Source organism: Methylobacterium sp. J-001 (assembly GCF_022829565.1).
Lineage (GTDB): Bacteria > Pseudomonadota > Alphaproteobacteria > Rhizobiales > Beijerinckiaceae > Methylobacterium.
Genome location: NZ_JAKSYN010000104.1, coordinates 38084 through 63403, shown reverse-complemented (window position 1 = coordinate 63403; position 25320 = coordinate 38084). Strand labels below are relative to the sequence as shown.

Annotated in this window: 21 protein-coding genes and 1 tRNA gene; 15 read left to right on the top strand and 7 right to left on the bottom strand. The window is 68.9% G+C overall.

Annotated features, from left to right (window positions below; genetic code table 11):
- Nucleotides 1-50 precede the first annotated feature (50 nt).
- Entirely contained in the window at nucleotides 51-962 is a 912-nt protein-coding gene (locus MKK65_RS11585) for a LysR family transcriptional regulator (protein ID WP_243957803.1), read from the top strand.
- Between the two features lie 86 nt (nucleotides 963-1048).
- Nucleotides 1049-2212: an iron-containing alcohol dehydrogenase gene (locus tag MKK65_RS11580; RefSeq protein WP_058193652.1), complete on the top strand. Its 1164-nt coding sequence runs from the start codon at nucleotides 1049-1051 to the stop codon at nucleotides 2210-2212.
- A gap of 375 nt (nucleotides 2213-2587) precedes the next feature.
- Here the strand turns inward: MKK65_RS11580 and MKK65_RS11575 are convergent, their stop codons facing one another.
- The gene (locus tag MKK65_RS11575; protein ID WP_243957801.1) at nucleotides 2588-3820 is read right to left on the bottom strand and encodes an ABC transporter substrate-binding protein; all 1233 of its coding nucleotides are present in this window, start codon (nucleotides 3818-3820) and stop codon (nucleotides 2588-2590) included.
- Between the two features lie 273 nt (nucleotides 3821-4093).
- On the opposite strand from MKK65_RS11575, the gene cpaB reads away from it, so the two are divergent.
- The 7 genes from cpaB (at nucleotide 4094) to MKK65_RS11540 (ending at nucleotide 12035) form a co-directional block, all read left to right on the top strand.
- Nucleotides 4094-4903, top strand: a complete 810-nt coding sequence (gene cpaB, locus MKK65_RS11570) for a Flp pilus assembly protein CpaB (RefSeq protein ID WP_243957799.1) — start codon at nucleotides 4094-4096, stop codon at nucleotides 4901-4903.
- Nucleotides 4904-4908: 5 nt separating this feature from the next.
- Nucleotides 4909-6453, top strand: a complete 1545-nt coding sequence (locus MKK65_RS11565; protein WP_243957831.1) for a type II and III secretion system protein family protein — start codon at nucleotides 4909-4911, stop codon at nucleotides 6451-6453.
- 24 nt (nucleotides 6454-6477) lie between these two features.
- A complete protein-coding gene (locus MKK65_RS11560) occupies nucleotides 6478-7236 on the top strand; it encodes a CpaD family pilus assembly protein (RefSeq protein ID WP_243957797.1) in 759 nt (252 codons plus the stop codon).
- A 68-nt stretch (nucleotides 7237-7304) separates the two neighbouring features.
- On the top strand, nucleotides 7305-8549 hold the full coding sequence (locus MKK65_RS11555) for a CpaE family protein (protein ID WP_243957796.1): 1245 nt from the start codon (nucleotides 7305-7307) through the stop codon (nucleotides 8547-8549).
- Nucleotides 8550-8603: 54 nt separating this feature from the next.
- Nucleotides 8604-10049, top strand: a complete 1446-nt coding sequence (locus tag MKK65_RS11550) for a CpaF family protein (protein ID WP_243957795.1) — start codon at nucleotides 8604-8606, stop codon at nucleotides 10047-10049.
- A 1-nt stretch (nucleotide 10050) separates the two neighbouring features.
- On the top strand, nucleotides 10051-11028 hold the full coding sequence (locus MKK65_RS11545) for a type II secretion system F family protein (protein ID WP_243957794.1): 978 nt from the start codon (nucleotides 10051-10053) through the stop codon (nucleotides 11026-11028).
- 26 nt (nucleotides 11029-11054) lie between these two features.
- Nucleotides 11055-12035 (top strand): type II secretion system F family protein, encoded by a 981-nt coding sequence (locus MKK65_RS11540; RefSeq protein ID WP_058193668.1) that lies wholly within the window; start codon nucleotides 11055-11057, stop codon nucleotides 12033-12035.
- A 27-nt stretch (nucleotides 12036-12062) separates the two neighbouring features.
- Here the strand turns inward: MKK65_RS11540 and MKK65_RS11535 are convergent, their stop codons facing one another.
- Nucleotides 12063-12296, bottom strand: a complete 234-nt coding sequence (locus MKK65_RS11535) for a GcrA family cell cycle regulator (protein ID WP_039903524.1) — start codon at nucleotides 12294-12296, stop codon at nucleotides 12063-12065.
- A gap of 417 nt (nucleotides 12297-12713) precedes the next feature.
- Between MKK65_RS11535 and sseA the strand changes: the two genes are divergently transcribed.
- The gene (gene sseA, locus MKK65_RS11530) at nucleotides 12714-13559 is read left to right on the top strand and encodes a 3-mercaptopyruvate sulfurtransferase (RefSeq protein WP_243957793.1); all 846 of its coding nucleotides are present in this window, start codon (nucleotides 12714-12716) and stop codon (nucleotides 13557-13559) included.
- A 118-nt stretch (nucleotides 13560-13677) separates the two neighbouring features.
- Here sseA and MKK65_RS11525 read toward each other — a convergent pair whose 3' ends face one another.
- The 4 genes from MKK65_RS11525 to MKK65_RS11510 all read right to left on the bottom strand — a co-directional run bounded on the left by MKK65_RS11525 (nucleotide 13678) and on the right by MKK65_RS11510 (nucleotide 16888).
- Nucleotides 13678-14502, bottom strand: a complete 825-nt coding sequence (locus MKK65_RS11525) for an FTR1 family protein (RefSeq protein WP_243957792.1) — start codon at nucleotides 14500-14502, stop codon at nucleotides 13678-13680.
- A gap of 30 nt (nucleotides 14503-14532) precedes the next feature.
- A complete protein-coding gene (locus MKK65_RS11520) occupies nucleotides 14533-15849 on the bottom strand; it encodes a 4Fe-4S binding protein (RefSeq protein WP_243957829.1) in 1317 nt (438 codons plus the stop codon).
- Between the two features lie 112 nt (nucleotides 15850-15961).
- Nucleotides 15962-16309: a cupredoxin domain-containing protein gene (locus tag MKK65_RS11515; RefSeq protein ID WP_058193674.1), complete on the bottom strand. Its 348-nt coding sequence runs from the start codon at nucleotides 16307-16309 to the stop codon at nucleotides 15962-15964.
- Between the two features lie 15 nt (nucleotides 16310-16324).
- Nucleotides 16325-16888, bottom strand: coding sequence for an iron transporter (locus MKK65_RS11510; RefSeq protein ID WP_058193692.1), 564 nt, complete (start codon nucleotides 16886-16888; stop codon nucleotides 16325-16327).
- A gap of 366 nt (nucleotides 16889-17254) precedes the next feature.
- Here MKK65_RS11510 and MKK65_RS11505 point away from each other — a divergent pair, with 366 nt between their 5' ends.
- Complete coding sequence (locus tag MKK65_RS11505) at nucleotides 17255-19366, top strand: carbohydrate porin (protein WP_243957791.1); 2112 nt, start codon at nucleotides 17255-17257, stop codon at nucleotides 19364-19366.
- Between the two features lie 10 nt (nucleotides 19367-19376).
- On the opposite strand, the gene lipB is transcribed toward MKK65_RS11505, so the two are convergent.
- On the bottom strand, nucleotides 19377-20108 hold the full coding sequence (gene lipB / locus MKK65_RS11500) for a lipoyl(octanoyl) transferase LipB (protein WP_243957789.1): 732 nt from the start codon (nucleotides 20106-20108) through the stop codon (nucleotides 19377-19379).
- Nucleotides 20109-20209: 101 nt separating this feature from the next.
- Between lipB and MKK65_RS11495 the strand changes: the two genes are divergently transcribed.
- The 4 genes from MKK65_RS11495 (at nucleotide 20210) to MKK65_RS11480 (ending at nucleotide 25223) form a co-directional block, all read left to right on the top strand.
- Nucleotides 20210-20515, top strand: a complete 306-nt coding sequence (locus MKK65_RS11495) for a FliM/FliN family flagellar motor switch protein (RefSeq protein ID WP_058193676.1) — start codon at nucleotides 20210-20212, stop codon at nucleotides 20513-20515.
- 122 nt (nucleotides 20516-20637) lie between these two features.
- Nucleotides 20638-20722, top strand: a tRNA-Leu gene (locus tag MKK65_RS11490).
- A gap of 621 nt (nucleotides 20723-21343) precedes the next feature.
- Nucleotides 21344-23290, top strand: coding sequence for an OPT family oligopeptide transporter (locus tag MKK65_RS11485; RefSeq protein WP_243957788.1), 1947 nt, complete (start codon nucleotides 21344-21346; stop codon nucleotides 23288-23290).
- 379 nt (nucleotides 23291-23669) lie between these two features.
- Entirely contained in the window at nucleotides 23670-25223 is a 1554-nt protein-coding gene (locus tag MKK65_RS11480; RefSeq protein ID WP_243957787.1) for a DEAD/DEAH box helicase, read from the top strand.
- Nucleotides 25224-25320: the final 97 nt, after the last annotated feature.

The following is a 25320-nucleotide window of genomic DNA, read 5'->3' as shown; positions in this document are numbered from 1 at the left end:
CCGGATGCGCTTACAGCGGCCGTGCATCGATGCACAGCGGGTTTGCGAGCATGAGCCGGACGGGGCGCAACTGGGACGACCTGCGCTTCTTCCTGGCGGTGGCGCGCACCGGCACCCTGAGCGCCGCCGCGGCGCGCACCGGCACCGAGCACACCACCGTGGGGCGGCGGATCCGTGCCCTGGAAGAGGGGCTCGGCGCCCGCCTGTTTCACCGCAGCAACCTCGGCTACGCGCTCACCGAGGACGGCGCCCACCTGCTGACCGTGGCCGAGGCCATGGAAAGCGCTTTTCTGTCGGCCAAGACCGCCACGGAGGCGGGGGCCCAGTCCGTGTCCGGCACGGTGCGGATCGGCGCCCCGGACGGGTTCGGCAGCGTGTTCCTGGCCTCGCGGATGCACCGGCTGACCGAGCGCCATCCGGGGCTGGAGGTCGAGATCATGGCGACCGCGCGGATCTTCAGCCTGTCGAAGCGCGAAGCCGACATCGTCATCGGGCTGTCGACCCCGCAGCAGGCCCGGGTGGTGGCGCGCCGGCTCACCGATTACCGGCTGTTCGTCTACGGGGCCGAATCCTACCTCACCACTGCGGCGCCGATCGCCGCCGTCTCGGACCTCACAGCGCATCCCTTCGTCGGCTACATCGAGGACATGCTGTTCGCGCGCGAGCTGAACTATCTCGGCGCCCTGGAGCCTGCCGTGACCGCGCGGCTGCGCTCGACCAACCTGCTGGCCCAGGTCCACGCGACGCTGAACGGCGCCGGCCTGTGCATCCTGCCGGCCTTCATCGCGGCGGCCCATCCCGGGCTGGCCCCGGTGCTGCCCGAGGCGGTGTCGCTGACGCGCTCGTTCCACATGCACATCCACGAGGACCACCGGAAGGCGGCCCATATCCGGGCGGTGGCGGGCTTCATCGCCGGCGAGGTCGAGGCGGCCGGCGCGCTGTTCGCCGGGCCGGCGGTGTAAGCGGCGGCGGTTTCGCGGCGGCGGCGCGCGCCGTAAGATCGACGCGTCCGCAGGCCGGCATGGCCACTGGGTGAAGGATCAAAACGATGGTCGCCTCAATCGCCTTGCCCCGGCTGATGCGCATCGGCGCCGGCGCCTCGCGGCTGCTGCCGGAGGTGCTGGGCCAGCTCGGCCTGTCGCGCCCCTTCGTGGTCACCGACCCCTATCTGGTCAGCAGCGGCCGCACCGACACGCTGCTCGAACGCCTGACCAGCGCCGGCACCCGCGCGACGATCTTTTCCGAGACCGTGCCCGACCCGACCGTCGCCTCCGTGGAGGCGGCGCTGGCCGCGCTCCAGGCCGGCGACTTCGACTGCGTGGTCGGCTTCGGCGGCGGCAGCCCGATGGACACCGCCAAGGCGGTGGCCGTTCTGGCCCGGCACGGCGGCCATATGCGCGACTACAAGGCGCCCCGCCAGCAGGACGAGCCGGGCCTGCCGATCGTCGCGATCCCCACCACCGCCGGCACCGGCTCGGAGGCGACCCGGTTCACCATCGTCACCGACGAGGCCTCGGACGAGAAGATGCTTTGTATCGGGCTGGCCTATCTGCCCGTGGCGGCGCTCGTGGATTACGAGCTGACGCTGACCAAGCCCAAGCGCCTCACCGCCGATACCGGCATCGACGCGCTGACCCACGCCATCGAGGCCTACGTCTCGCGCAAGTCCAACCTGTTCTCGGACGGGCTCGCCCTCCAGGCGATGCACCTGATCGCCCCGAACCTGCGCCGGGTCTGGACCGATCCCAGCGACCGCGCGGCGCGCGAGGCGATGATGCTCGGCGCGACCCAGGCCGGCATCGCCTTCTCGAACGCCTCGGTGGCGCTGGTCCACGGCATGAGCCGACCGATCGGCGCGCATTTCCACGTGGCGCACGGGCTCTCGAACGCGATGCTGCTGCCGGTGGTCACCGCCTTCTCGGCTCCTGCCGCGGTGCGGCGCTACGCAGCCTGCGCCCGGGCCATGGGCATCCCCGGCGTCGACGGCGACGACCGGGCCGCCGTCAGCGCCCTGGTGGCGGAGCTCGAGGCCCTCAACGACGACCTCGATGTGCCCGGCCCCCGGGAATACGGGATCGACCCGGACCGCTGGGAGGCGCTGCTCCCGACCATGGCCGCCCAGGCCCTGGCGTCCGGTTCCCCCGCCAACAACCCGATCGAGCCGACCGCCGAGGAGATCCAGGCGCTGTATCGGCGGGTGTGGGCGGCCTAATCGTCGCCGATGAAAGGCGCTGGTTTCCTCTCCCGTGAGAGCTTGCGGATTCACACGTCGGGTCGCCAGAACACACGGGAGACACCGCGGCTCTCCCTCCCCCCTCTGCGGGGGAGGGTGGCCCCCGAAGGGGGTCGGGAGAGGGGAGCGACGGTGCAGGAGAAAGCGCCGGCCTACACGCCTGCGCGGCCTCTTCCGAAAGCCGAGTTCCCCTCTCCCGACCCGGCCTGACGGCCGGCCCACCCTCCCCCGCAGAGGGGGGAGGGGGACGCGCTTGAGATCAGCCTTGGCCCACATCCGGCAGCGATGGGTGAATATCGTGGCCGTGCGGGAATGGGAGCGCGTCGTGCCCTCCAAGAGCGAGAAGAGCGCCTATTACTTCGCCGCAGCCGTCAGCGGGCAGCCGCTCTCGGCCGGGCTCGCGTAGGCTTCCTTGCCCGGGATGGTGGCGAGTTGCTTGTAGAGGTCCCACTCGCCCTTCGACTCGGCCGGCTTCTTGGCCTCGAACAGGTACATGTCGTGCACCATGCGGCCGTTCGGCTGGACGATGCCGCCATGGGCGAAGACATCGTCCACCGGGAGCGCCTTGAGCTTGGCGTTGACCGCCTCGGTCTCGTCGGTGCCCGCCGCCTTCACGGCCTTCAGGTAGGACAGGACCGCCGAGTAGGTGCCGGCCTGGATCATGTTCGGCATCCGGCCCGTGCGCTTCATGAAGCGCTGGCCGAAGGCGCGGGTCTCGTCGTTGGCGTCCCAGTACCAACCCTCGGTCAGCGTCAGGCCCTGCGCCACCTTGAGGCCGAGCCCATGCACCTCCGAGAGGGTGAACAGCAGCGCCGCGAGCTTCTGGCCGCCCTCGACGATGCCGTATTCGGCCGCCTGCTTGATCGAGTTGGAGGTGTCGAGGCCGGCATTGGCGAGCCCGATCACCTTGGCCTTCGAACCCTGCGCCTGGAGCAGGAACGAGGAGAAATCCTGGTTCGAGAGCGGGTGGCGGACGCTGCCCAGCACCTTGCCGTTGTTGGCGAGCACCACGCGGCTGGTATCGGCCTCCAGCGCCGAGCCGAAGGCGTAATCGGCGGTCAGGAAGAACCACGTGTCGCCGCCGGCCCGGGTCAGCGCGCCGCCGGTGCCGACCGCGAGCGCCCGCGTGTCGTAGGCCCAATGGTAGCCGTAGGGCGTGCAGGCCTTGCCGGTGAGGTCGCTCGACGCCGCCCCGGTGGTGATCGTGATCTTCTTCTTCTCCTTCGACAGGCCCTGGACCGCCAGCGCCACGGAGGAGGTGGTCAGCTCCATGATCGCGTCGACGCCGTCGCGGTCGTACCATTGCCGGGCGATCCCCGAGGCGATGTCGGGCTTGTTCTGGTGGTCGGCCGAGAGGATCTCGATCGGCACGCCGTCGATCTTGCCGCCCATATCCGCCACCGCCATCCGGGCGGCTTCGATGGAGCCCTGGCCGCCGAACTCGGCATAGAGGCCGGACTGGTCGTTGAGTACGCCGATGCGCACGACGTTGCCGGAGAAGGCCCCTTGCGCCGAAGCCGGGCCCGAGCCCAGGATCGTGCCCGCCAAAGCAGTGGCCAGCACTGCACTGCCAAATCGTCTGATCATGTCACTCCCCGGCATGTTTTGCCCGGATGATCCGAGCACCCGATTCTGACGCGGGTTCGGGATCAGACTATTGCAGCCGCGGAAGTCGCGCCACGGCCAGGATTGGGCCGAGATTGAGAGATCGCGCCGGTTGTGACGCACGCCGGCGACCGCCCCGTTTCCGGACCGTATCCGTCGGGCGCAGTTATAATACCTTAACCATAATTACACGAATGGCCGCGCAGGGTCCGGTGATGGACGGCAATTCGGCCGTCTCCGGCGCGTGGCGATGCGATGAATCCAGCCCGTCTCGCCGTCCTCGGCATCGCTCTCGCAGCGGGCAGCGGGGCGGCGTTCCTGATGAGCGGCGGCGATCCGCCTCCGCCGCCCCCGCCCCCGAAGGCCGAGCTGCCGCCGCCGCCTCCGATGACCGAGGTGCTGGTGGCCGCCGCCGACATGCCGATGGGCCAGGTCCTGCGGGCTGCGGACCTGCGCTGGCAGCCCTGGCCGGATGGCGCCATGACGGCGGGCTATATCAGCCGCAAGGACAACGCGAAGGCGCTGGACGAGACAGTCGGCGCCTCCGTGCGCTCCGGCTTCCTCGCGGGCGAGCCGATCCGGGCGCAGAAGCTGGTCCGGCCCGACAGCGGCTTCATGGCCGCGATCCTGCCCGCCGGGATGCGCGCGGTCGCCATCGTCACCGACAGCCGCGGCACCAATTCGGCCGGCGGCTTCATCCTGCCCAATGACCGCGTCGATGTGATCCGCACCTTTCGCGACGACGCCAACTCGCGCGCGAACAACAGCGAGGTCCAGTTCTCCCAGACCATCCTGACCGATATCCGCGTCCTGGCGATCGGTCAGCTGATCCAGGAGAAGAACGGCACCAACGTCGTCACCGGCGAGACCGCCACCCTCGCCGTCACCCCCGCCCAGGCGGAGACTTTGACGCTCGCCCAGAAGGTCGGCTCGCTCTCGCTCGCGCTGCGCAGCCTCGCGGATGCGGGCCGGCCAGCCGAGCCGGTCGAGTCCGCAATGGCGCAGACGCCCGAACCCGGATTGACCGTCGTGCGCTTCGGCGTCGCGCGGCAGCAGACGCCGTGATCCCCATGATTGCCCTGCCGACCCTCCTCCGCTCGGCGCGTGCCGTCGCGTTGCTGGCCCTGGTGCATGCCGGGCCGCTCGGCGCGCAGGAGCGCCCGACCCTCGGCCCTGCCCCGGTGCTCACGGTGGGCTCCGCGGAGGCCGCCTCGAGCCGCCGGGTCGAGCTGACCGCAGGCCGCTCGGTGATCGTCGACCTGCCGCGGGACGCCAAGGAGGTGTTCGTCGCCAATCCGGCGGTGGCCAACGCCGTCGTCCGCTCGACCCGAAAGGTGTTCGTGATCGGCATGGCCGATGGCGCCACCTCGATCTTTATCATGGACGCCGAGGGCCGCCAGATCGCCGCCCTCGACGTCACCGTGGCCCGGGACCTCAACCTCGGGACGCTGCGCGAGTTGCTCGGCCAGAGCATCCCGGGCGGCCGCTTCGACGTGCGCTCGTCGGGCGCCTCGGTGCTGCTGTCGGGCTCGGTCAATTCCTCCTCGGACGCCCAGCAGGCGATCGACATCGCCAACGCCTTCGTCGGCCTGGGCGGCGCCGCGGCCGCCACGGGTGCGCCGAGCGGCGGCGTCTCGGCCGGCGCGCGGGGCGCGGTGATCAACAACCTCACGATCCGCAACAAGGATCAGGTGATGCTGCGCGTCACCGTGGTCGAGGTGTCCCGCAACGTCCTGAAGCAGTTCGGGATCAACATGACGGGGAATTGGTCGGCGCTGAACCCGGTCAGCACGGTTACAGACGCGGCGACCGGACTCGTGACCTCGCCAACTCTCAACAACACCCTGCCCTTCCCGATCACCGGCGGCAGCACGCCCTCGGGCAACCAGTTCCAGGCCTCCGTCAAGGGAGCCGGATTCTCGCTGCAGGCGACGCTGAAGGCCTTCGAACAGGCTGGCGTGTCGCGCATCCTGGCCGAGCCGACCCTGACCGCGATCTCCGGGGAGGCCGCGAAGTTTCTGGCCGGCGGTGAATTCCCGGTTCCGTCCTCGGCGTCCTGCGTGGTCGGCGGCATCTGCACGCCCGGCATCACCTTCAAGCCCTACGGCGTCTCGCTCTCCTTCACGCCCGTGGTTCTGGCCGACAACCGGATCTCGATCCGCGTGGCCACGGACGTGACCGAGATCGATCCGCAACAGAGCTTCAACTACACGGTCGGCAACAACACGGTGGCCGTGCCCGGGACGCGCGTGCGCCGTTCCGAGACCACCGTCGAGCTGCCCTCGGGCGGCGTGATGATGACCGCTGGCCTGATCCAGCAGGTGAACAAGCAGGCGATCTCAGGCCTGCCCGGGCTGATCAATCTGCCGATCCTCGGCGCGCTGTTCCGGTCCCGGGACTACCAGCGCATGGAGACCGAGTTGATGATCATGTGCACCCCCTACATCGCCCGGGTGATGGAGCCCAAGCAGGTGGCCCGGCCCGACGACAATTTCGTGGACGCCACCGACGGGCAGGCCGTGCTGCTCGGTCAGGTCAACCGCATCTACGGCAAGGTCGGCGCCGCCCCGCTCGGGCGCACCTATCGCGGCCGTGTCGGCTTCATCGTCGAGTAGCGCCCCGCTTCCAGGATCGGACCCATGACTCGACGCCACTCGCTCGCCCCGGCCCGTTTTGACGTCGCACGCCGCCCGGCCAGCCTGCTGGCCGCCTGCGCGCTCGGCCTGCTGGCCGCCGCCTGCAAGGGCGAGCCCGCCGCCACCGGGGGGATCGACCTGTCGGATTACCGCGCGCGGCACCCGATCGTGCTGGCCGACGGAACCCGCAGCCTCGACGTCTTCGCCACCGGGCCGGGCCATCTCGATCCGCGCCAGGCCGGCGATATCGACGCCTTCATGCTGGAATACCGCCGCTACGGCCGCGGCGGCATCCTGATGGAGGTGCCCCAGGGCCTGCCGCCGGCCCAGGCCGACGCCGTCGCACGCACGGCGGTATCCCTGCTCCGGCGCGGCACCGAGGACGGCGTCGGCGCCCGCGAGATCGCCCAGTCGCCCTATCCGGTCGCGGCGCCGGGTCTGGCCGCGCCGATCCGGCTGAGCTTCCAGCGCATGCAGGCCAAGGTCGCCGACCAGTGCGGGCTGTGGCCCCAGGACCTCGGCACCTCGAACTTCGCGTCCGATTACAGCAACCGGCCGAGCTGGAACCTCGGCTGCGCCACCCAGGCGACCGTGGCCGCCCAGGTGGCCGACCCGATCGACCTGGTGCGCGGCCGGCCGGAGGGTCGGATCGACACGGTCAAGCGCGTCCGGGACATCGGCCAGTTGCGGGACGGCAAGGATCCGTCAACCACATGGCGGCAAGATGGGACCAACGCCGTCAAGTCTCAGGTCAGTAACTAGGACGGGCGGTGCAACCTCTCACGCCGTCACCGAAGCCGCGACGCGACCACGAACCCGAAAGTGCCGTCATGGCGGACCCGTCCGAGACATCCGAGCGTACGATCGCCCCGGTGCCCCGGATCACGATCCAGGCCTTCTGCGAAACCGGCGAGACCGCCGCGATGCTCGAGGGCGCAGCCCTCGACCGGCGCATGCAGAAGGCGCAGATCAAGGTCCGGATGGGCGGCGGGGCCGCGGCGATCGAGGCCTACCGGCACGCACCGACGCCCAATGTCATCATCATCGAGATGCAGGGCGTGCGCTCGAAGCCGGTCGAGTGCCTGGATGCCCTGGCCGAGGTCTGCGATGAAGGCACCCGCGTCCTGGTGATCGGCCACGTCAACGACGTGACCCTGTACCGCCAGCTGATCCAGCGCGGCGTGTCCGACTACCTGATGGCGCCGGTCGAGCCGCTGACCCTGATCGCGGCGATCTCCGACCTGTTCACGGCGCCGGGCGTCAAGCCGGTGGGCCGCACGATAGCGGTCTACGGTGTCAAGGGCGGCATCGGCGCCTCGACGGTGGCACATAACTTTGCCTGGTCGATCGCCCGGAACCAAGGCGTCCAGACGGTGATCGCCGATCTCGACATCGCCTTCGGCACCGCCTCGCTCAACTTCAATCAGGACCCGCCCCAGGGCATCGCCGAGGCGGTGTTCGCCCCCGAGCGCCTGGATTCGGCCCTGGTCGAACGGCTGCTGTCGAAATGCAGCGACAATCTGAGCCTGCTCTCGGCCCCGGCGAGCCTCGACCGAACCATCGACCTGTCGGAGCCCGCCTTCGATTCCCTGATCGAGTACCTGCGTGCCAGCGTGCCCTGCGTGGTCCTCGACATCCCGCATCAGTGGAGCGCGTGGTCGAAGCGCGTGCTGACGGCGGCTGACGAGATCCTGATCGTCGCGGGCCCCGACCTCGCCTGCCTGCGCAACGCCAAGAACCTGCTCGGGGCGCTCCAGCATGGCCGCCCGAACGACCAGCCGCCCCGGATCCTGCTCAACGGCGTCGGCATGGCCAAACGGCCGGAGATCGGCGCCGCCGAGTTCGCCAAGGCGCTGGACGCGCCGATCGCCGCCACGATCCCGTTCGAGCCGACCCTGTTCGGCACCGCCGCCAACAATGGCCAGATGATCGCCGAGATCCAGGCCGGCTCGAAAGTGGCCGAGCTGTTCAACGATCTGGCAGCGGTCACCCTTGGGCGCCCCGAGACCCGGCGCAGCAAGTCCAGCCTGCTGGAGCCGCTGCTGGCCAAGCTCGCCGGCCGCAAGGCCTCGTGATGCGCGAGATCTTTACCGGGATGAAGCCTCACGCGGGCGCCTTGGACCTGACCAATGTTCGGTAGGCGACAATCCGGAACCGCTCCGACGACACCCGCACCGGCCCCGCCGGTGCGGGCCGCTTTGCCGACAGCGCCGGTGCTGCGCGATTCCACCCCGGCGCCAAAGCTGACGCCCAAGCCCGCCGCCCCGGCGGTGGTCGAGAACCTGCGCTCCGAGGATTACTACCGGACCAAGAGCCTGATCTTCGGCGCCTTGATCGAGGCGATCGACCTCACGCAGCTCTCGCGCCTCGACGCCGAGACCGCCCGGGAGGAGATCCGCGACATCGTCACGGAGATCATCGGGCTCAAGAACATCGTCCTGTCGATCGCCGAGCAGGAGGAGCTGCTCGACGACATCTGCAACGACGTGCTGGGCTACGGCCCGCTGGAGCCGCTGCTCGCTCGCGACGACATCGCCGACATCATGGTCAACGGCGCCAACCGGACCTTCATCGAGGTCAACGGCAAGATTCAGCTGACCAATGTGCGGTTCCGCGACAACCAGCAATTGATGAACATCTGCCAGCGCATCGTCAGCCAGGTCGGGCGGCGCGTGGACGACGCCTCGCCGATCTGCGACGCGCGCCTGCCGGACGGCTCGCGCGTCAACGTGATCGCGCCACCGCTGGCCATCGACGGGCCGGCGCTCACGATCCGCAAATTCAAGAAGGACAAGCTCACCCTGGAGCAGCTCGTGCGCTTCGGGGCGATCTCCCCGGAGGGCGCCGAGGTCCTGAAGATCATCGGCCAGTCGCGCTGCAACGTCGTCATCTCGGGCGGTACGGGCTCCGGCAAGACCACGCTGCTGAACTGCCTCACCGCCTTCATCGAGCACGACGAACGGGTCATCACCTGCGAGGACGCGGCCGAGCTGCAGCTCCAGCAGCCTCATGTCGTGCGCCTGGAGACGCGCCCCCCGAACATGGAGGGTCAGGGACAGGTCACCATGCGCGACCTCGTCAAGAACTGCCTGCGCATGCGGCCGGAGCGGATCATCGTCGGCGAGGTCCGCGGACCCGAGGCCTTCGACCTGCTCCAGGCCATGAACACCGGCCACGATGGCTCGATGGGCACGCTGCACGCCAACAGCCCGCGCGAATGCCTGTCGCGGATCGAGTCGATGATTTCGATGGGCGGCTTCACGCTGCCGTCGAAGACCCTGCGCGAGATGATCTGCGGCTCGATCGACGTGGTGATCCAGGCCATGCGCCTGCGCGACGGCTCCCGGCGCATCACCCACATCACCGAGGTGCTGGGCATGGAGGGCGACGTGATCACCACCCAGGACGTCTTCCTCTACGATATCGTCGGCGAGGATCCGAACGGGAAGCTGATCGGGCGCCATCGCTCGACAGGCGTCGGCCGGCCGAAATTCTGGGAGCGGGCCCGCTATTACGGCCTGGATCGCCGGCTTGGCGAGGCGCTCGACGCCGCCGAAGTCGTCAACGGGGCCTAGCATGCCCGATTCGTCCCAGATGCCGATCGCGGCCGGATTGATCGGCATCGCCGTGGCGGCCGTCGCCTACGTGGCCGTGCTACCGCTGCTCGGCGGCCAGCGCCGGGCGAGCAAGCGCTTGAAATCGATCGGCGTCTCGGCCTCCGGGGCGGCGGTGCGCGGCGTCGCGGTCAACCGCCGCGAGCAGGTTGCCAAGACGCTGAGCGAGATCGAGGCGAAGGCCAAGAACGCCAACAAGGCCACGCTGGAGCTGAAGCTCGCCCGCGCCGGCCTAAGCTGGACGAAGCGGACCTTCTACACCGTCTCGGGGGGCTGCGCCGCAATCCTCGGCCTGCTTCTGTTCCTCATCACCGACAGCCCGGTGGCCGCAGCCGGCGCCGCCTTCGCGGGGGGCTTCGGCCTGCCCGCCTGGCTGCTGCGCCACCTGCGGCTCCGGCGCATCGCGAAGTTCAACAAGGAGCTGCCCAACGCCGTCGACGTGGTGGTGCGCGGCATCCGCACCGGCATCCCGGTCGGCGACTGCTTCCGCATGGTCTCGCGCGAGGCCGAGGAGCCGGTGCGCAGCGAGTTCAGGACGGTGATCGAGACCCAGGCGATGGGCCTCTCGCTGGGCGAGGCCGTCTCGCGCCTGTTCGAGCGGGTGCCGACCGCCGAGGTGAACTTCTTCGCGATCGTGATCAACATCCAGCAGCAATCGGGCGGCAACCTGTCGGAGGCGCTGAACAATCTCTCGGTGGTCCTGCGCGACCGGGCCAAGATGCGCGGCAAGGTCCAGGCGATGAGCATGGAGGCCAAGGCCTCGGCCTCGATCATCGCGTGCCTGCCCTTCGGCGTGGCGGGCATCACCACGCTGACCAGCCCGGACTACATCTCGCTGCTCTGGACGACGGATATCGGCAAGATCGCGCTGGTGGGCGCGGCGATCTGGATGTCGATCGGCGTCTTCACGATCAAGAAGATGATCGCCTTCGATTTCTGAGCCGTAGCTGATCGGGATCCCGTTCCATGATCGACGCCATCGCGGAGAAGCTGTTCGATCCCCGTTTCATGGGGGCACTGCTGACCGCCATCGCGGCAGCCGCAACCGCCTTTGCGGTGGCGCAGCCCTTCTTCGAAACGGACAAGCTTGCCAAGCGGATGAAGCTCGTCAGCGACGAACGCGAGCTTATCCGGCGGCGAGAGCGCCAGGTGGACCGGGTGCGGCCGAACGATCGGGCGACGCTGCGCGTCGCGCCCAAGGCTTACATGAAATCCATCGTCGACCGCTACCAGCTGAACCGCTGGCTCGGGACCGACACCGCCAAGCGCAAGCTGATGATGGCGGGCTATCGCGGCCAAGGCGCGGAAACCACGTTCCTGTTCTTCCGCCTGATCGTCCCGCTGGCCGCCGTGATCACGGCGTTCTTCTACCTGTTCGTGCTCGAGGCGATCGACGCCACATACCTGATGCGGATCGGGATGGTGATCGGCACAGCCTATGCCGGCATCAAGGCGCCGGAGCTGTTCCTGCTCAACACCGCCAAGAAGCGGCAGGCCGAGATCAGGCGGGCGTGGCCGGACGCCCTCGACCTGACGCTGATCTGCGTCGAATCCGGTATGGCGATCGAGAACGCATTCCGGAAGGTGAGCACCGAGATCGCCACGTCCTCGGTGGTGCTGGCCGAGGAACTCGCCCTTATGACGGCCGAGATGTCGTTCCTGCCCGATCGGCGGCAGGCCTACGAGAACCTGGCGCTGCGGACCGGGCTCGAGCCCGTGAAGTCGGTGGCGACCGCGCTGATCCAAGGCGAGCGCTACGGCACGCCGGTGGGTCAGGCCCTGCGGGTCTTGAGCCAGGAGAGCCGCGACCAGCGCATGAACGAGGCCGAGAAGAAAGCGGCCAGCCTGCCGCCCAAGCTGACCGTGCCGATGATTCTGTTCTTCCTGCCCGTGCTGTTCGTCGTGATCATCACGCCGGCCGTCATCCAGGTCATGCAGATGCAGTGACGGCGCGATGCTCGACCCGTCAGGCGCTCAGCGGATACGACCGGGGCGGGTCGGCTCGAAGACGATGCGGCGGTGGAACGCGCACCAGCTCTTACCGTCGGAGACCGGCGCACCGCAGCAGATCGCGCGGTCGTTCGGCTCGCCGATGATGTACTTGCATACGAAGGCCCCGGACTGCGCGAAGGGCACACGCAGATCAGCCGACGGCTCCTGGACGCCCTCGGCATCGCCGATCTGAGACATACGGACGAGTTGATTCATGGCGGTGATCGGCTCAATAAGCAGGCTGCACGGTCGGCGCAGGCGCCTCGGCAGAGAGGGAGGATCGGACGCTCCTCCTTCAGGCGGCGGCCCCGTCTCGCATGTCCGGAGCTTGCGTCGCTCGGAACGGCATCGGGGGCGACCCGCCCGAACCGGCCTCTACGGCTGGCGCGGTGAGCGTCATCGTGCTGTCGTAACTGGGGTTACAACGATTGAAAACAAGACCAGCGTGCATTCGCTGCATCGGACCACGGTGCGCGGTGCGTAGCTGGCTGTCGGATTGCGGGCGCGCCACGACCGGCGTCGCCCCTGACGAAACCGCCCGACCGCGAAGCCGCAGGGCCGCGACCGGGCGTGCAACCCGCCCCGGCCTGTGGTTTGGTGGGTGCTCTCGCGAACAGAGCCGGATTGCGGATCATGGCCCACCCGCCCCTCGTGACCCCCGAATGGTTGCACGACCGCCGCGATGCCCCCGACATCGTGGTGCTCGACGCCTCGTGGTACCTGCCGGCCGCCGGCCGCGATGCCGCCGCCGAGTACCAGGCCGCGCATATTCCTGGGGCCCTGCGCTTCGACCTCGACGCCATGAGCGATACCGAGTCGAGCCTGCCGCACATGCTGCCCCGCTCCGACGTGTTCGCCTCGCGGATGCGCGCGCTGGGCATCGGCGACGGCATGCAGATCGTCGTCTATGACGGCCAGGGCCTGTTCTCAGCCCCCCGAGTCTGGTGGATGCTCAAGACCTTCGGGGTGCGGGACGCGCTGGTGCTGGATGGCGGCCTGCCCGCCTGGATCGCCGCGGGCTACCCCACCGAGGACGGCGACCCCGCCCCCCGCGAACGGCGCCACTTCACCGCCCGGCTCGACCACGGCGCCGTAGCGGACGCCAACGATGTCGCCGGGGCCCTGGAGACCGGCTCGGCTCAGGTGGTCGATGCCCGCTCAGCCACCCGCTTCCGCGGCGAGGAGCCGGAGCCGCGGCCGGGCGTCCGCCCGGGCCACATGCCGGGGGCGCATAACCTGCACTACGCGTCCCTTCAGAGCGACGGCCGCCTGAAGAGCCCGGAGAAGCTGGAAACGCTGTTCGCGGAGAGTGGCATCGATCCCGACCGGCCGGTCGTGACCACCTGCGGCTCCGGCGTCACCGCGGCGATCATCGCCCTGGCCCTGGAGACCATGGGCCGGCCGGCTCGCGGCCTCTACGACGGGTCCTGGTCCGAATGGGGCGCCGACACGGCACGGCCAGTCGCGACGGGCGCATAAGGCCAAGTCCCGGTTTTAAGAGGTCGCCGACCGTTTGGGGGTGCAGGGCAACGCCCTGCTCATCAGGGCTCCGCCCCGATACCCCGCCAAAGGGCCCGGCCCTTTGAAAACCCCTGACTCAAGCCGTCCGCACCGTCGGGCGCTTGTCGGCCGAACTCCACTGCATCAGCCCAATCATCACGGCGATGGTGCCGACATAGACCAGCCCCTGCAGGGCGGTGGGCCGGTCGGTATAGCCGACCAGGGCATGCAGCACCCGGCCCGGCCAGGAATTTTCCGCGATCACGCCCGAGCTGTTCCACAGGGTCTGGCCGAGGATATCCACGACACCGGCATTGGCCAGGAACTGGGCGGCCTGCGACGCGAGCCCCGCGGCAAGGAAGATGATCAGCGCGCTCGTGATCGAGAACACGTAGCGGCTCGGGATCGAGGCCAGACCGAGATAGGTCACCGCGGAGAGGAAGATGCCTGCCCCGATGCCCGCGAAGGCGCCGAACTGGATGTCCGCGCCCGAGGTGCCGGAGGCCACAAGGCCGTAGAGGAACAGAACCAGCTCGGCCCCCTCGCGTAGGATCGCGGCGCCGACGACGATCGAGAGGGCGGCGGCCTCACGTTCGCCCGAGCGCACCGCCTCGCCGGCCGCGCGCAACTCGCCCGCGAGCTCCTTGCCGTGCTTGCTCATCCAGGTGTTGTGCCAGATCAGCAGCAGCACCGCGACGATCAGCACGGCAGCGTTCAGGATGTCCTGGCCGCTGCCCTCGAAGGCATCGGAGATCGATTCGGCGAACAGGGCGACGAGGCCGGCCCCGGCGAGACCGCCGACGACGCCGAGCAGCACCCAGCGCATCCGGCCCGGGATGCCCCGTGTCGCCGCGAGCACGATGGAGATGATCAGGCCCGCCTCGATGACTTCGCGGAAGGCGATGATGAACGCGCCGATCATGGCGTTCTCCTCAGTTGAACGCGGACCGCGCTACCAGACCCAGAACAGGAGCACCCAGTTGGCGACCGAGAGGGTCACCGCTGAGGCAATGGAGGCTGTGGCCGCAGCCCGCCGGAGACCGCCCGCCCCGAGGCCGGCGACCCGCCAGACGAGCCACACGCTCCACAGGCCGGAGCCGATCAGCATGGCCGCGCGGATCTCCGACACGTATGGGATAACGATACCGTCGCCCCGCAGGAACGTGACGGTCAGCGCCGAGAGGCCCAGGAAGACGCCGCAGCCCGCCACCGGGATCAGCGTCTGCGTCAGGTGGTGGAAGCGCCGGAGCGACCAGCCGCCGAGCGCGACGGTCGCGAGCGCAACGATCCCCGACAGGGCCAGCCCGAGGATCACAGTCGCGGCGCCGATGTAGGCCAGCAGCAGCCCGCCGTCGAGCAGGGTCATCACGTCGCTGTGGTCGGGGTAGTTCGTCAGGATGAACCAGGGCGCGGACATCTCCAGCGGCCAGGTGATTCCGTGCTCGATCAGCCAGGTGGCGGCGCCTTGCTTGGCCTCGACGAACCAGGGGCTCGACGACCACTGGAACGCGCCCACCGCCAGGGCCATCATGCCGAACAGGATCAGCACTGTCTGTTCCAGGCTCGGCTCCTGGCCGGCGACGTGGACGATCTCGTGGTTGGGCGAACGCAGGGCGAGGCGCACCGCGCCGCGATGGCCGCTGCAGCGCCCGCACATATGGCAGGAACCGGAGCCGCGCATCGCCTTGACCGGGACCAGGGGCGCGCAGTTGAAAGCCCCAGTGCCCTGCACGGGTTTGGGCGAGGCCGCCCAGGCGGCGCGGTCGACCTGGAAGCTGATCGGCGCGAGCTTGGACAGCACCGCGAAGACGCCGTTGACCGGGCAGAGATAGCGGCACCAGACCCGCTTGTTGCGGCCGTAGAGCAGACCGACGATGATCGCCGCGACCGTCGAGCCGCCGAGCACCGCGAGCACCGGCTTCGGATAGCCGTAGACGCTGGTCATCTGCCCGTAGACGGTGGTGCCGGCAAACGCCAGGAACGGCCAACCCTGCCAGGTGATCCAGCGCGGCACGGCATAGCCACGGCTCCACCGGCTGGCGAACTCGCTCAGCGCCCCCTCCGGGCAGAGCACGCCGCACCAGGCCCGGCCGACCAGAACCATGCTCAGGAGCACGAACGGCCACCAGATGCCCCAGAACGCGAACTGCGCGGCGAGTGTCAGGTTGGTCCAGATATGCGCGGTGTTGTCAGGCAGCGGGAGCAGAGCCGGCACGATCACCAGTACGCCGTAGACCCCGACGATCACCCATTGCACGGCGCGGATCATCCAGCCGTGCCGCCGCAGCCAGTCGCCGAAGCGGGCGAGCCGCGCGTCGATCAGGTCCCGGCGTGCGGGTGCGTCGGCGAGGAGGGTCGGGGCGGTCACCGTCAAGACGCGCTCATTTGGCCACCAGGGTGGCCTTCGCCTCGGGATGGAAGTCGTCAAACACCTGGTAGGTGCCGGGATCGAGAGTTCGGAACACGATCGCCGAGGTCGACCCCGCCGCCAGCGCCTTCTCGCGCTTGAGTTCCGTGCTCTCGAACTCCACCGGCGACTGGCCGGTATTCGAGATCTCCAGCTTGAATCGCATGTTGGCAGGCACTTCGATGACCGCCGGCAGGATCACGCCGTCGCGCATCTCGACCTTGATGACCGGCATGTCGTCCGCGCGCGCGGAGACCGCCGCGCCAGTGACGGCGAGGAACGCGGCGATGCCCAGCCGAAGGGGGTGCAACGAGCGTGACACGGCTATCCCTCCGGTTCAGTAGGCACCCTTCTTGCCGACGCCGGCAAAGGTGAAGTCCTGGGTCACGTCGAAGGGCTCGAACCACGGGCCCACCCCCGTCTCCTTGTCGACATGGCGGCCGAAATGGCTGTCCTTGCCGGGCGGGGCGACCGTGACCTTCAGGCGGTAGCGGCCGGGGCCGAACAGCTTGACGTTGTCGCCGTAATGCGGGCCGTCATTGGCGACCATCGGCATCAGCATGCCCGACACCTTCTGGTCCGTCGGCTTGTCGCCGTCGAGCTTCACCGCCTCGAACCGGACATCGAGGGCCGGCACCCAATCCCCCTCGGCGAAGCCGTTCCGGTTATCCTTGGCGGCGCGGATATCGGTTTCGAGATGCAGGTCCGACTGGGCGGCGGCGCGCATCATGCCGGGCGGGTCCATCTCGATCGGCTGGAGGTAGACAGCAGCGACCTCGAGGCCGTTCTTGGTCACGTGCGGACCAATCGGCACCTCCTTGGCCGAAACGGCCCCGGCAGTCGCAAGGAGGGCACCCGCAGCGAGGCCGCGGAGAATCGGGAGAAGAGTCGAGACGCGCATGGCGTCGCACATAACGCTCTCGGCAAAAGTTTCAAAGAGGCAAACCGACGCAAATCAAATCATAATAATTCTAATCTGATACCATTACAACGTTTGCGTATGGTAGTTCTTGGGCTTTACCTGCGGATCTGTTGAGATTTGGTCCGAGCGTTAAAGTTATTCGGCCCGCTGTGGCCGCGCGTATCTTGACCGGCGGAGCGATGTGGGGATCGTCATGCCGTTGCCATGCGCGGCCTCGACAATGCGGCGCGGGACGAGAAAACGGTGCGGCCTGTGTTCGAGACGATCCAAGACGGCTTGCGCGCCCGCAATCCACATTATAGCAATTGCTATATCCCTCCCGTGCGTGTGATGCCGTTCCATCCTATGCTTCTCCTCCGTGCAGCTGCCCTCGTACTGGCAGCGCCCCTCATCGCATCCTCTCCGGCGGCTGCGGCCGACCCGGCCACGCCGCGTCCCCTGGCAGACCTCCCCGTCTACACGGATTGGTCGGGCGGCTATGTCGGCCTCCAGGGCAGCGCGGGCGGATCCTACGGGGCCTATAATTTCGGACCGACGACGATCGGCGGCCGGGCGGTTCCGGCGTTCAAGAGCGGCGATTCCACGGGCCGCAGCGACCAGGGCCGCAACGCCACCACGGCGGTCGGGGGCGTGTTCGGCGGCTGGAACTGGCAGACCGGCCCCTGGGTCTACGGCGTCGAGGGCAGCCTCGACGTGGCGAACCTGAAGCGGCCGGTGCCCTCGACCATCACGGGCTTCGGCTACGAGGATGCCGATCCGACCTTCAACATCGTGCGTGCCAAGACCGACGTGTACGGCACTCTCCGGGCCCGGATCGGCTACAGCTTCGACCGCTACCTGGTCTACGGGAGCTTCGGGCTCGCGGGCGCCAACGCCCGATTCCTGGCCAATTATCCGGATCTCGACGCAGGCGGCCAGAACACGGCGCGGCGCGAGCTCGGCTATCTCGGGTTCACCTTGGGCGCGGGCATCCAATACGCGATCAGCGATTCGCTCGCGCTCGGGATCGACTACCGTTACATCGATCTGGGCGGCAGCCGGCGGTTCTCCCTGGGCAGCGTGCCGGGCGACGATGGCGGCCCGGTCACGTCCCGGGCCCGGTTCACCTCGAATCAGCTGTTCGCGCGGCTGATGTGGTTCCCCGACGGCCTGAAGGTGCCGGCCGATCCGGACGAGACCGCCCCGCACGATCCCGACAACGGCGATACCGGGCGCTTCTCGCTGCACGGCCAGACGACGCTGATCGCCCAGGGTGTGCCGGGCTTCCGCTCACCGTACGAAGGGGCGCAGAGCCTGATCCCGCACCAGGCCCGCCAGACCACCACGGCGACGATCTTCCTCGGCCTCAAGCTCACCGACAGCACCGAATTGTACTACAACCCCGAGTTCAGCCAGGGCTTCGGCCTGTCGCGGACGCTGGGCGTTGCGGGCTTCGTCAACGGCGAGGCGCAGAAGGCCGGTGCCCCGTTCCCGAAACTGCGCTCGAACCGCTACTACGTGAAGCAGACGATCGGGCTCGGTGGCGAGACCGTGGAGGTACCGGACGGGCCGAATCAGGTTGCGACCCGGTACGATGCGGAGCGGATCACCCTGATCGCCGGCAAGTTCGCGCTGGGCGACTTCTTCGACGGCAACGTCTACGCGCACGACCCGCGGGTCGATTTCTTCAACTGGTCGCTCTGGGGCGCCTCGGCCTGGGACTTCCCGGCCAACCTCCCGGGGTTCACCCAGGGCGTCTACGCGGAATACAACCGACCCGACTTCGCGATCCGTGCCGCCTACACGCAGGTGCCCAAGGAACCGTCGAGCGACGTGCTCGACCCGCGGGTGTTCCGGCGCGCCGGCCTGAACGCCGAGTTCGAGGAGCGCCACGTGCTCCCGTGGCTGGAGCAGCCCGGCAAGATCCGCATCGGCCTGTTCTCGAATGTCGGGGTCTCGGCCAACAATCGAGAGGTCGTCACTCTCACGCAGCTCGGCCAGTTCGACGACATCAACGACGCCGTCGCGGCGACACGGCGTCCCCGCCGCAAGACCGGCGGCTACATCAACCTGGAACAAGCCCTGACCCCCGAGCTCGGGCTGTTCGCCCGGGCCAGCCTGAACGACGGGCGCACGGAGAACATCTCGTTCACCGATATCGACCAGAGCTTCTCCGGGGGCCTGTCGCTGAAGGGCAAGGCCTGGGACCGACCGGACGACACGATCGGCATCGGCACGGCGATGAACCGGCTCTCGCCCTCGCACCGCGCCGCCTTCGCGGCCGGGTATTTCGGCCTGCTGATCGGTGACGGGCGGCTCAACTACGGCAGCGAGCGGGCGGTCGAGACCTACTACGCCCTGAACCTCACGAAGTTCGTGACCCTCACCTTCGATTATCAGTTCGTCGACAACCCCGGCTACAACCGTGATCGCGGACCGGCCCACTTCTTCGCGTCACGGCTGCACGCGGATTTCTGATCGCGGGCGGCTACTCCGCCGCCTCGATCACCGTCGCCCCGAAGATCGTCTCGAATGCCGCGCGCAGCTGCATGTCGACCTCCGCCAGGCTCACCGGCAGGCCGAGATCGACCAGGCTCGTCACCCCGTGCTCACGCACGCCGCAGGGTACGATTCCGGCAAAATGCGACAGGTCCGGCTCGACGTTCAGGCTGATCCCGTGGAAGCTGACCCAGCGGCGCACCCGGATGCCGATGGCCGCGATCTTGTCCTCCACCCCCGACCCCTTCTCCGGGCGGCGCACCCAGACACCGACCCGGTCCTCCCGGCGCTCGGCCCGGACGTTGAACGCCGCCAGCGTCTCGATCAGCCAGCCCTCTAGACTCGCCACGTAGGCGCGCAGATCCCGGCTGCGCCGGTCAAGGTCGAGCATCACGTAGGCGACCCGCTGGCCCGGGCCGTGATAGGTGTACTGCCCGCCCCGCCCCGTGGCGTGGACCGGGAATCGATCGGGCGCCACGAGATCCTCGGACCGCGCCGAGGTGCCGGCGGTGTAGAGCGGCGGGTGTTCGAGCAGCCAGACGCATTCGGGCGCCGCGCCGCGTGCGATCCGCTCCACCTGCGCTTCCATCCAGGCGATCGCCTCCACGTAGTCCACGGGCGCATCGCTCACCCGCCAAGTCACCGGACCGGCGGCCGGATCCGAGCCGGGCCGCTTCGGAAAGGCATGCGGCGAGACCGTGAGGCGGGGCGCGTTTACCAAGGGTTCACCATCCTGCGTCGATGGTCGAAGCCTTCAACATCCGCGGCCGGAGGTTGCAAGGTTTTGATGCTCGGTCGGCTGCGAGACGGGATGGGCAGGCGGTGGCGGTCTTCGAGACCCTGAAGGTCGATCTGACGGTGGTGCTCGGGCGCGCACGGATGCCGCTGCACATGCTGCTGCGCATGGGCCGCGGCGCGGTGATCGAGCTCGAAGCCAGCGACAGCGACATGGTCGAGATCCTGGCCAACGACCACCCGATCGCCCGCGGCCAGATCGTGGTGACCGGCGACCGCATCTCGGTCGAGGTGACGGAGCTGATCCGCAAGGCGGCGGCAATCGTCGAGCCCGGCACCACCATCGGCGACAGCGCGACGCCGTTCCTGGACGATAGCTACGCGTCCAGTTGAGCGAAGCGCTTGTCGGCGGCGGATCGATCTGTTATCCGCTGCGCCGCCCGACATGACGGCGACCCGAGGGATTTCCCGGAGGCCGCAGCGTTCGGGCAAACGGGCGGATCTTTGCGTCCGATGCGGCCATGGCGGAATTGGTAGACGCGCTAGCTTGAGGTGCTAGTCCCGCGAGGGGTGGAGGTTCGAGTCCTCTTGGCCGCACCACACGTTCGATGTGGTGCTTTCCTCAGACGACGGATCGTTCGGCGAAAGGCCACGATCCCCGGTTCGAGGATCGTTTTTTTCCTGATCACGACGAATTGCGCGTGGGCAACCAGAGCCCAACGGTCGGGGCGGTCCGTCCTTATGGATGGACAGGGCTTCGAACAGAGCCCCCGATCGGCGCAGGCCTTCCTCAATCAGCATACGGGCTGGCCTTGCCGACCGGGTCGTCATTAGGCTCGTCGTGTGCAGACAGCCGAGCGTTGCCCCGTCGCCCCCCTTCGAGACCCGGCATTCGTTGCGGAGCGCCAGCCACGAAAGGGCTAGCGCCGTCTCGTCGGTGCGTCCCTCGTCGATCTGCATGGCCGCATGTTCGCTCCGCGCGGCCACCACACCCACGACTCGAAGCGCTGGCGGCGGAGCGCGTCAGCTCAAGGAGCCGATATACTCATATCCGAATACCACAATTTTGAGTTTAGAATTTCACTGATAAAATAGAGGCTGTGCAAACAAAGCCGCCCGGCCTGATCCAATTTGGATCGTGATGATGCGCTGGCAAACCGGTTGTGTCCTTCCGCCGCCCATCGATAAACTCTCTGGACGAGGTCGCGGAGCCCGATTCGTATGTCCAGCAGCGCCCAATCCGCCGAACTGACCTGGCGCAGCATCCTGCTCGGCGGCGCGCTGACGCTGCTCTTCACTGCCGCCAATGTCTATCTCGGCCTTAAGGTCGGGCTCACCTTCGCGACATCGATCCCGGCCGCGGTGATCTCCATGGCGGTGCTGCGCCACCTCCCCGGCGCGACGGTGCTAGAGAACAACATCGTCCAGACCGTGGCCTCGGCGGCGGGCACGCTCTCGGCGATCATCTTCGTGCTGCCGGGCTTGGTCATGATCGGCTGGTGGCACGGCTTCCCCTGGCTCACCACCGCGGGGATCACCGCAACGGGCGGGATCCTGGGCGTGATGTTCTCCGTGCCCCTGCGCCGCGCCCTCGTGGTCGATTCGGACCTGCCCTATCCCGAGGGGCACGCGGCCGCCGAGGTGCTGGCGCTCGGCACCCAGGGCACCGCCGGGGCGGCGGACAGCGCGCTGGGCCTGCGCATTCTGGTCTGGAACAGCTTGGCCTCGGCCGGCTTCGCGGCCCTGGCCCAGACCCGGCTGGTGCTCGACAGCGCCGCGCTCTGGTTCCGGGTCGGCGCCGGCGCCACCGGGCTCGCCGGCAACCTGTCCTTCGCGCTGCTCGGCGTCGGCCATCTCGTCGGCCTGTCGGTGGGTGCCGCGATGGCCCTCGGGCTGGTGATCGGCTGGGTCGTTCTGGTGCCGATCCTGACCGCGCAGCAGCCGATGCCGGGGCTGAGCGTCGACGCCTGGGTCGGCGCGGTCTTCCGGCAGGAGGTGCGGTTCTTCGGCGCCGGGGTGATGGGCGTCGCCGCGATCTGGACGCTGATCCGGATCGCCCGCCCGGTGCTGGGCGGCATTCGCTCGTCCTTCGCGGCCGGGCGGGCGCGTCAGGCCGGCGCGACGCTGGCGCTGGAGGAGCGCGACCTGCCGATGGCGGTCGTCCTCCTGGTCTCGGCGGCCCTGCTCCTCCCGATCGGCTGGCTGCTGTGGGACGTCCTCGCCGGGACGAGCCTGGAGCGCCACGGCGTGCTGCTGATCGCGGGCGGCCTGCTGTTCGTCTTGGTGCTCGGGCTCGTGGTGGCGGCTGTCACCGGCTACATGGCCGGGCTGATCGGCGCCTCCAACTCGCCCGTGTCGGGGATCGGTATCCTGGCCGCGCTGGCAAGTTCCGCGATGCTGCTGGGTCTTCTCGGCCGCGATGCGGATGCCGAGAGCAGCGGTGCGCTCGTCGCCTACGTGCTGACCGTCACCGGCATCGTGTTCAGCATCTGCACCATCGCGAACGACAACCTGCAGGACCTCAAGACCGGCCAGCTGGTCGGCGCGACCCCGTGGAAGCAGCAGACGGCCCTCGTGGTCGGCGTGGTGTTCGGCTCGGCGATCATCCCGCCGGTGCTGAACGTGCTGGCGACGAGCTTCGGCTTCGTCGGGACGCCCGGTGCCGGCCCGAACGCGCTGGCCGCGCCACAGGCCGGCTTGATCTCAACCCTGGCCAAGGGCGTGCTCTCGGGCGAAGGCAATTGGCGCATGCTGGGCTGGGGCGCCGCCGCGGGGGTGGGGCTGATCGCCCTGGATGAGACCCTCGGCCGTCTGAAGCGCCTTCGCCTTCCGCCGCTCGCCACCGCCTTCGGAATCTACCTGCCCATGAAGCTGATCGTGCCCCTCGTGGCCGGCGCGGTGATCGGCACGGTCTACGAGCGCTGGGCGCGCCGCCAGGCCGATCCGGAGCGGGCAATCCGGCTCGGTACGCTGACAGCCACGGGCCTGATCGTCGGGGAGAGCCTCTGGGGGGTCGCCTTCGCGCTGATTGTCTACGTGTCGGGCGACGATGCCGCCCTGGCGCTGGTGGGCGGCGGTTTTGGCGGCCCCGCGCTGATCGGCAGCCTGGTGCTGTTCGCGGGCCTTGCGGCGTGTCTCTACCGTCAGACGCAGCGCTTGGTGGGCTGACGCGAACCCATCCAGCCGACAGGGTACGCCATCGCGGCGTGATTTGCGCTCGTCTCGATCCAGAAGGACAAAATCGATAGCCGAGCCGTGCGCCCAGGCGATCGGTGCCATGTCGTGCCGGGCACAGCTGTGCATTGACTTCGCAGCTGCACACCCGCATATCGGCGATGCAGCGTCAGCGGCCGTCATGGCCCGCTTGAGGGGGCTGCGTGACGGATCGAGCGCCTTCCGGCGTGATCCGGCCCCCCTCTTCATAACGTGCATGCACCCGGGCCGCCCCATCACGCGGGCTGCCCCCTGCCAACGGACCGACCTGAATTCTGCGCTGCTCGCATATGACGCGAAGCGCCCGGCCGGCCCTGCTGCATCGGATATCTCTTTGACCCAATTCACCGATTTCGGCCTTGCCCAGCCCGTGCTGCGGGCGCTCGGCGAGGCTGGCTACGTCACGCCGACCCCGATCCAGGCCCAGGCGATCCCGCCGGCCATGGAGGGCCGCGACCTCTGCGGCATCGCCCAGACCGGCACCGGCAAGACCGCGGCCTTTGCGCTGCCGATCCTGCACCGCCTCTCGCTCTCGGATCGCCGGGCCCCGCGCCGCGGCTGCCGGGTGCTGGTGCTCTCGCCCACCCGCGAGCTCGCCAACCAGATCGCCGAATCCTTCGCGGATTACGGCCGCCACCTGTCCTACACCACCACGGTGGTGTTCGGCGGCGTCACCATCAGCCGCCAGGAGCGCGCCTTGGCACCCGGCGTCGACATCCTCGTCGCCACCCCGGGCCGGCTGATCGACCTGATCGAACGCCGCTCGCTGACCCTCGAGGGCGTCGAGATCCTCGTCCTCGACGAGGCCGATCAGATGCTCGACCTCGGCTTCATCCACGCCCTGAAGCGCATCGTGAAGATGCTGCCGGCCCAGCGCCAGAGCCTGTTCTTCTCGGCGACCATGCCGAAGAACATCGCGGGCCTGGCCGGCCAGTACCTGAAGGATCCCGTGCAGGTCGCCGTGACCCCGGTGGCCACCACGGCCGAGCGCGTCGAGCAGAAGGTCATCTTCGCCCATACCGGCGCGAAGCAGGCGCTGCTCGCCCATATCTTGCGGGATCCGGCCATCGACCGGGTCTTGGTCTTCACCCGCACCAAGCACGGGGCAGACCGGGTCGTGCGCGGCCTCGACAAGGTTGGCATCGCCGGCGCCGCAATCCACGGCAACAAGAGCCAGCCGCAGCGTGAGCGGGCCCTCCAGGCCTTCCGCGACGGCGATTGCCGGGTGCTGGTGGCCACCGACATCGCCGCCCGCGGTATCGATGTCGACGGCGTCAGCCACGTCGTCAATTTCGACCTGCCGAACGTGCCGGAGAGCTACGTCCACCGCATCGGCCGCACCGCGCGCGCCGGGGCGACCGGTCTGGCGATCTCGTTCTGCAATGACGAGGAGCGGGCTTACCTGCGCGACATCGAGCGGCTGACCCGCCAGAGCGTGCCGGTGGCGGGCTTCCCCGAGGGCTTCACGCCCCCGTCCCGTCAGGAGGCGGCCGACATCGCGCGTGAGGAAGAGCGCCGGCCCGAGCGCCAGCAGCAGCGTCCGGCCGGTGGCCGTCCGGGCCAGCGGTCCCGTCCGCAGCAGGGCCGCCCCCAGCAGGGACGCCCGGAGGGCGGCCGCGGGTTCGGCGGCGGCCAGGGCCAGGGTGCGCCCCGCCAGGGCCGTCCGCAGGACGGTCGGGGTGACGGTCGTGGCCCCGCTCCGCAGGGGCGCGAGGCCCGGTCCGACCGGCCCGCACCCCGACCGCAGGGCGAGCGCCCGAACCAGCAGCAGGCGCGCCCGGCGCGGGACAGTCGGCCCCAGCAGGCCGATGCCCGTCCGCGCAGCGCCGGTGGCGCCGGCGAAGGCGGCCGCAACATCGGCTGGCTGGAGCGGTCGCCCCGGTCCTGAGTACAGGCAGGGCGCTGCCCTGACCCCGCAAAAGGTCACGGACCTTTTGAGACCAGGACATTCAAGATCCTAAAAAGGCCGCCCCGGGAGGAGACTT

Excerpts from the sequence above, each read along its gene's own strand:
- MKK65_RS11560 (WP_243957797.1), top strand. The coding sequence starts at position 6,478 with ATGACTCGACGCCACTCGCTCGCCCCGGCCCGTTTTGACGTCGCACGC.
- MKK65_RS11580 (WP_058193652.1), top strand. The coding sequence starts at position 1,049 with ATGGTCGCCTCAATCGCCTTGCCCCGGCTGATGCGCATCGGCGCCGGC.
- MKK65_RS11555 (WP_243957796.1), top strand. The coding sequence starts at position 7,305 with ATGGCGGACCCGTCCGAGACATCCGAGCGTACGATCGCCCCGGTGCCC.
- MKK65_RS11525 (WP_243957792.1), bottom strand. The coding sequence starts at position 14,502 with ATGATCGGCGCGTTCATCATCGCCTTCCGCGAAGTCATCGAGGCGGGC.
- MKK65_RS11485 (WP_243957788.1), top strand. The coding sequence starts at position 21,344 with ATGTCCAGCAGCGCCCAATCCGCCGAACTGACCTGGCGCAGCATCCTG.
- MKK65_RS11565 (WP_243957831.1), top strand. The coding sequence starts at position 4,909 with ATGATTGCCCTGCCGACCCTCCTCCGCTCGGCGCGTGCCGTCGCGTTG.
- MKK65_RS11535 (WP_039903524.1), bottom strand. The coding sequence starts at position 12,296 with ATGAATCAACTCGTCCGTATGTCTCAGATCGGCGATGCCGAGGGCGTC.
- MKK65_RS11540 (WP_058193668.1), top strand. The coding sequence starts at position 11,055 with ATGATCGACGCCATCGCGGAGAAGCTGTTCGATCCCCGTTTCATGGGG.
- MKK65_RS11575 (WP_243957801.1), bottom strand. The coding sequence starts at position 3,820 with ATGATCAGACGATTTGGCAGTGCAGTGCTGGCCACTGCTTTGGCGGGC.
- sseA (WP_243957793.1), top strand. The coding sequence starts at position 12,714 with ATGGCCCACCCGCCCCTCGTGACCCCCGAATGGTTGCACGACCGCCGC.
- cpaB (WP_243957799.1), top strand. The coding sequence starts at position 4,094 with ATGAATCCAGCCCGTCTCGCCGTCCTCGGCATCGCTCTCGCAGCGGGC.
- MKK65_RS11505 (WP_243957791.1), top strand. The coding sequence starts at position 17,255 with ATGCTTCTCCTCCGTGCAGCTGCCCTCGTACTGGCAGCGCCCCTCATC.
- MKK65_RS11545 (WP_243957794.1), top strand. The coding sequence starts at position 10,051 with ATGCCCGATTCGTCCCAGATGCCGATCGCGGCCGGATTGATCGGCATC.
- MKK65_RS11510 (WP_058193692.1), bottom strand. The coding sequence starts at position 16,888 with ATGCGCGTCTCGACTCTTCTCCCGATTCTCCGCGGCCTCGCTGCGGGT.
- MKK65_RS11520 (WP_243957829.1), bottom strand. The coding sequence starts at position 15,849 with ATGATCCGCGCCGTGCAATGGGTGATCGTCGGGGTCTACGGCGTACTG.
- MKK65_RS11585 (WP_243957803.1), top strand. The coding sequence starts at position 51 with ATGAGCCGGACGGGGCGCAACTGGGACGACCTGCGCTTCTTCCTGGCG.
- MKK65_RS11550 (WP_243957795.1), top strand. The coding sequence starts at position 8,604 with ATGTTCGGTAGGCGACAATCCGGAACCGCTCCGACGACACCCGCACCG.